3 protein-coding genes are annotated in these 6,433 nt (G+C 66.4%); all 3 read left to right on the plus strand.

Annotation, left to right across the window (positions count from 1 at the left end; genetic code table 11):
- Positions 1–964, plus strand: a 964-nt coding sequence (locus tag AC1VTH_RS05685) for a fructose-bisphosphatase class III (protein WP_481335178.1), incomplete at its 5' end; no start/stop codon positions are given.
- 90 nt (positions 965–1,054) lie between these two features.
- Positions 1,055–2,944, plus strand: a complete 1,890-nt coding sequence (ftsH, locus tag AC1VTH_RS05690) for an ATP-dependent zinc metalloprotease FtsH (RefSeq protein WP_293672843.1) — start codon at positions 1,055–1,057, stop codon at positions 2,942–2,944.
- Between the two features lie 803 nt (positions 2,945–3,747).
- Positions 3,748–6,433 (plus strand): isoleucine--tRNA ligase (gene ileS / locus AC1VTH_RS05695; protein WP_481335180.1); only part of this gene is annotated, 2,686 nt, incomplete at its 3' end.

Consider the following 6,433-nt stretch of genomic DNA (forward strand, 5'->3'; position numbering starts at 1 on the left):
CGTCGACCTGCAGGCGGGCACCGTCCGCATCGACGGCTCCACGTACGAGCTCTCCACCAGCGACTTCCCCACGCTCGACCCCGCCCGACCCTACGAGCTCACGGCAGGGGAGAGGCGCGTCGTCGACGGCCTCGTCGAAAGCTTCACCTCGAGCCGCCGCCTGCGCCGCCACGTCGACTTCCTCTACGAGCACGGCTCGGTCTACCTCACCTACAACGGAAACCTGCTGTTCCACGGCTGCGTGCCCATGCGCGCCGACGGGAGCTTCCGTCCGGTGCGCATCGCCGGCAGGCACCTCGCTGGCCGCGCCTACCTCGACGCCTGCGACCGCATGGCGCGCATCGCCTGGCACGAGCGCACACCCGAGGCCCTCGACTGGATGTGGTACCTGTGGTGCGGGCTCGACTCGCCCCTGTGCGGCCGTACCATCAAGACCTTCGAGCGCACCTTCGTGCGCGACCGCTCCACCTGGGCCGAGCAGGACGACCCCTACTTCGAGCTTGCGTGCCGCGCCGACGCTTGCGAGCACGTACTCGCGGAGTTTGGCCTCTGTGGCCCCGCCTGCCACATCGTGAACGGGCACACGCCCGTCTCGCGCAGGAGTGGCGAGAGCCCGGTGCGCGGCGGCGGCAGGCGCCTGGTCATCGACGGCGGCTTCTGCCGCGCCTACCACTCCAAGACCGGCATCGCCGGCTACACGCTCATCGTCGACGCCCAGGGCATGCGCATCAAGGCGCACCTTCCCTACGCGGACATCGACGACGTGGTGGCCGACGGGGGCGACATCTACTCCGACGACGACCAGCTCGAGGTCAACGACCGCCCCCTCATCGTCGCCGACACTGACACCGGATCGCACATCCGCGCCCAGATCGATGACCTCACGGCCCTGCTCGACGCCTACCGCTGCGGCGACCTGCCCGAACGGGGAGGGTCTGCGGGGTTTGTCTCGCCTTTGAATTAACCGGAGGCACTTGGGTATCCTTGCAACTACACGATTCGGGGGCGCGCCCGCTGGCGGCGTTGCCCCCGCGTCTCGACGCAAGGACGAGGGATGGATAACAAGAAGAAACGACAGTCGATGATTCTGTACGTGATCATCGCGATCGCGGCCATCGTCGCACTCAACTCGGTCGTGTACCCGAGCATCGAGCGCGCCACGGTCAGCGACGTGAGCTACAGCGAGTTCATCGACATGGTGGACGCCGACAAGGTCGACGAGGTCTCGCTCGACACGAGCTCGGGCAAGATCACCTTCACCGCCAAGGGCGACTCCAACACCACCTACCGCACCAACGAGTGGCCGAGCGACGACTCGCTGGCCGAGCGCCTCAACAAGCACGGTGTGACCTACTCGGCCCAGATCGCCGATCAGAGCTCCGGCATATGGACCTACCTGCTGCTGGTCTACGGCCTGCCCATACTGCTCGCCATCGTCGGCGGCATCTGGCTCAACCGCCGCATGAAGAAGGCCATGGGAGACTCCCCGTCGATGAACTTTGGCGGGGGCGGCGGCTTTGGCATGGGCGGAGGCCTGGGCAAGAGCCACGCCAAGGAGGTCAAGGGCGAGGAGACGGGCGTCAAGTTCGCCGACGTCGCCGGCCAGGACGAGGCCAAGGAGTCGCTCGAGGAGATCGTGAGCTTCCTCAAGAACCCCGACAAGTACACCGCCATCGGCGCCCGCTGCCCGCGCGGCGCGTTGCTCGTGGGTCCTCCGGGCACGGGCAAGACGCTGCTTGCCAAGGCCGTCGCCGGTGAGGCCGGCGTGCCCTTCTTCCAGATCGCGGGCTCCGAGTTCGTCGAGATGTTCGTCGGCCGCGGCGCCGCCAAGGTGCGCGACCTGTTCAAGCAGGCCAAGGAGAAGGCTCCCTGCATCATTTTCATCGACGAGATCGACGCCGTGGGCAAGAAGCGCGACGGCTCGCTTAACTCCAACGACGAGCGCGAGCAGACCCTGAACCAGCTCCTCTCCGAGATGGACGGCTTCGATAACCAGAAGGGCATCGTCGTGCTCGCCGCGACCAACCGCCCCGAGTCGCTCGACCAGGCGCTGCTGCGCCCTGGGCGCTTCGACCGCCGCATCCCCGTCGAGCTGCCCGACCTCGCGGGCCGCGAGGCCATCCTCAAGATCCACGCCAACGACGTCAAGATGGAGGGCGGCATCGACCTGGGCGTCATCGCCCGCTCGACCCCCGGCGCCTCGGGCGCCGACCTCGCCAACATCATCAACGAGAGCGCCCTGCGTGCGGTGCGCTTTGGCCGCAAGCGCGTGACGCAGGAGGACCTCGTCGAGAGCGTCGACGTCGTCATCGCCGGCGAGAAGAAGAAGTCCACGGTCCTCTCCGAGCACGAGAAGGACGTCGTCTCCTACCACGAGACGGGCCACGCCATCGTGGCGGCTGCCCAGAAGGGCTCGGCGCCAGTTTCCAAGATCACGATCGTGCCGCGCACCTCGGGCGCCCTAGGCTTCACCATGCAGGTCGAGGAGGACGAGCACTTCCTCACGACCCGCCAGGAGGCCAAGAACAAGATCGCCGTCCTGTGCGGCGGCCGCGCCGCCGAGGAGCTCATCTTTGGCGAGATGACCACGGGTGCCAGCAACGACATCGAAAAGGCCACGAGCATCGCCCGCGCCATGGTGACCCAGTACGGCATGTCCGACAAGTTCGGCATGGTTGCCCTGGGCCAGCAGCGCAACCGCTACCTGGGCGGCGGCGCCGAGCTCACCTGCTCCGAGGGCACCGCGCAGCAGATCGACGCCGAGGTTCAGCGCCTCGTGGAGGAGGGCCACCAGCAGGCCCTTAACACCCTCAAGGCGCACCGCTTCAAGTTGCACGAGATCGCGCATTACCTGCAGAAGAAGGAGACGATCACGGGCGAGGAGTTCATGAACATGTTCACCCGCGACGACGGCTTCGCGCCCAACCTTCCGAAGACTGAGTAGCGTCACTTTTAGCGAGCCATGGAAGGCCCCAGGGCCTCACTTGAGCGTCCTCGCCCGGCAGAGCCGGGCTGCGGAATGCTCTGCGTGAGGCCCTGGGGCCTTCCTTCTTGTAGCGACTCCGATGCGTTCGAGGGGCGCGAAGCCGGGTAGGGCGCGGGACCGCGAATTATTTAAGGTTTGGGGTGTTGGAATGCCCTTACTATAAACGAGGGCTTTCTCTCTGGTGAGGCTTATTTCATTCATTTGTTTTGGTCGGAAGTGAGACGCGGGTAGGGAGGGGTTGGGGCTTCGCGAAGAACATTCCGCAGACCGACGTAGCCGGTCGAGGACGTTCGAGAGAAGCTCCCAACCCCTCCCGGCCGGTTCGTCTCGACACGGTGCGTAACGTGCATTTGTTGTCGCTGAAAGTGTATTCGGGTGCGTCCGTGGTACTATGGGCACTCGAAAAGCTGTGATGGGGACGAGTAGGCGGTCCGCGCAGGTTCAAAGCGAGCGGGGATGGTGGGAGCCCGCGGCTGCGTCCGTTCGAATATCACCCCGGAGCTGTGGCCCCAACGGGCGCGCGAGCGTCCCAGTAGGCGTCACCGGACATGGCCGTCGTCACAGGCCAGCCGAGTAAGGCGAGTTTCTCGCCCGCTGGGTGGTTAGCGAAACGCACGCGGCATGCAGCCGTTCTAGAGCGCTTCGTCCCGGCGGTCGGGGCGGGCGCTTTTTTCGTGCGCGGACGGGCCACAGGCCCCAAGGCTCACGGGCGCTCGGCGGATGCGGGGAGAGGCCCCGCGAAAGGAGCAAGAGGCTAGGCAATGGCAAACGAGTACAAGAAGTCGATGAACCTCCCGTCGACGAGCTTCCCCATGAGGGCAAGCCTCGCGACGCGCGAGCCCGAGCGCCTCAAGGTGTGGCGCGAGAACAACGTCTACGAGATGGCGCGCAAGAAGAACGCCGGCCACGACAAGTTCGTGCTGCACGACGGCCCTCCCTACGCCAACGGCCCGATCCACATCGGCCACGCCATGAACAAGGTCTCCAAGGACACCATCAACCGCTACTGGATGATGCAGGGCCGCGACGTCCCCTACGTCCCGGGTTGGGATTGCCACGGCCAGCCCATCGAGCACAAGGTCGAGGAGAAGGTCGGCACCGCCAAGTTCAACGAGATGCCCACCGCCGAGATCCGCGAGATGTGCAACAAGTTCGCCGTCGAGAACATCGAGCTGCAGAAGTCGGGCTTCCGTCGCCTGGGCGTCCTCGGTGACTGGGACCACCCCTACCTCACCCTCTACCACCAGCACGACGCCGCCGACATCGAGGTCTTCAAGGCCATGTTCGACAAGGGCATGATCTACCGCGGCCGCAAGCCGGTGCACTGGTGCAAGCACTGCCACACGGCCCTTGCCGAGGCAGAGATCGAGTACGGCGACGAGACGAGCCCCTCGATCTTCGTGCGCTTCGAGCTCACGAGCAAGCCGGCCGGCCTCGAGTCGTTCGACGGCCCCGTCGACTTCATCATCTGGACGACGACCCCCTGGACCATCCCGTCCGACCAGGCCGTCTCCCTCAAGCCCGGCGAGTCCTACGTCGCCGTCGAGCACGATGGCCGCGCCGAGGTCATGCTCGAGGCCCTCGCGCCCAAGTGCTGCGAGGAGTTTGGCTGGGACTACACCCCCGTCCAGGTGAACGGCGAGCCCTATGTGGTCCCCGCCGAGACCTTCTACCACCTCCACTACAAGCAGCCCGTCTTTGACGGCGTCGAGGGCGTCGCCCTGCTCGCCGACTACGTTGGTGTCGACGACGGCACCGGCATCGTCCACAACTCGCCCGGCCACGGCGCCGACGACTACTACGTCTGCGTCAAGGAGGGCATGGACATCTGCATGCCCGTCGACGATGACGGCAAGTTCTACGTGGGCGACGAGTTTGGCACCGGCGGCCCGTTCTCCGGCATGGACACCGACGAGGCCAACCCCCACGTCATCGAGTTCCTGCGCGAGCGCGGCACGCTCGTGGCCGAGAAGAAGATCACGCACAGCTACCCGCACTGCTGGCGCTGCCACCAGCCGGTGCTGTTCCGCGCTACCGACCAGTGGTTCGTCTCCATGGACAAGACCGACCTGCGCGGCCAGGCGCTCGATGCCATCGAGCACAAGGTCAACTGGTACCCGGCCCGCGCCCAGAACCGCATCCACGCCATGGTCGAGGGTCGTCCTGACTGGTGCATCTCGCGCCAGCGCAACTGGGGCGTGCCCATCCCGAGCTTCACGTGCCAGGACTGCGGCGAGACCGTCATGAACGACGCCACGCTCGACGCCGTCATCAAGCTCTTCCACGAGAAGGGCTCCGACGCCTGGTTCACCGACGAGCCGGCCAGCTACCTGGGCGAGGCCTGCACCTGCACCAAGTGCGGCGGCCACAACCTCAAGGCCAACAAGGACATCCTCGACGTCTGGTGGGACTCCGGCGTCTCCTGGAAGGCCGTCTGCGAGTACCGCGACGAGCTGCGCTACCCGGCCGACATGTACCTCGAGGGCTCCGACCAGCACCGCGGCTGGTTCCACAGCTCGCTGCTCACCTCGGTGGGCGCCAACGGTGAGCCTCCCTACAAGGCGGTCGTCTCCCAGGGCTTCACGCTCGACGGCCAGGGCCGCAAGATGAGCAAGTCGCTCGGCAACGTCATCGACCCCAACAAGGTCTGCGACGAGATGGGCGCCGACATCCTGCGCCTGTGGGTCGCCTCGACCGACACGAGCTATGACGTGGCCGTCGACCACGAGATCCTCGCCCGCACCTCCGACGCCTATCGCCGCTTCCGCAACACGTTCCGCTTCCTGCTGGGCGAGCTCGAGGGCCAGTTCGACCCCGCGACCGACCTCGTGCCGGTCGACGAGATGGAGAGCTACGATCGCCTCGTGCTGGCTCGCGCCTGCGAGATGCACGAGAAGGTCAGCGAGGCCTACGCCGGCTACCGCTTCTACCAGGTCTACCGCGCGCTCTACGACTTCGTCGTGACCGAGCTGTCCAACGGCTACCTCAACGCCACCAAGGACCGCATGTACTGCGACGAGCCCGAGGCCAGGAGCCGCCGCAGCGCCCAGACCTGCTGGTACTACCTGCTCGAGATGCTGCTGCGCGACCTCCAGCCGATCCTTGCCTTCACGACCGACGAGGTCATGGCGCACCTGCCCGAGAGCGCCCGTGACGGCCAGCAGTTCGCCGCCCTGCTTGACTGGTGGCAGGCCCCGCTCACCCACGAGCAGGTCGAGGAGCTACTCCCCGAGTACAACGTGATGCTCGAGGCCCGCGGCGCCTTCACTAAGGCCAATGAGGCCGCCCTTGCCGCCGGCACCGTCTCCGAGAAGACGAGCCAGGCCACCCGCTGCGTGCTCACGCTGCCGGCCGAGCAGCTCGAGCTCGTCCGTGGTGCCGAGGACATGCTCGCCGAGGCCTTCGTCTGCTCCGAGGTCGAGCTCGCCGAGGGCGACGAGCTCGCCT

Source organism: Parolsenella sp., assembly GCF_982402205.1.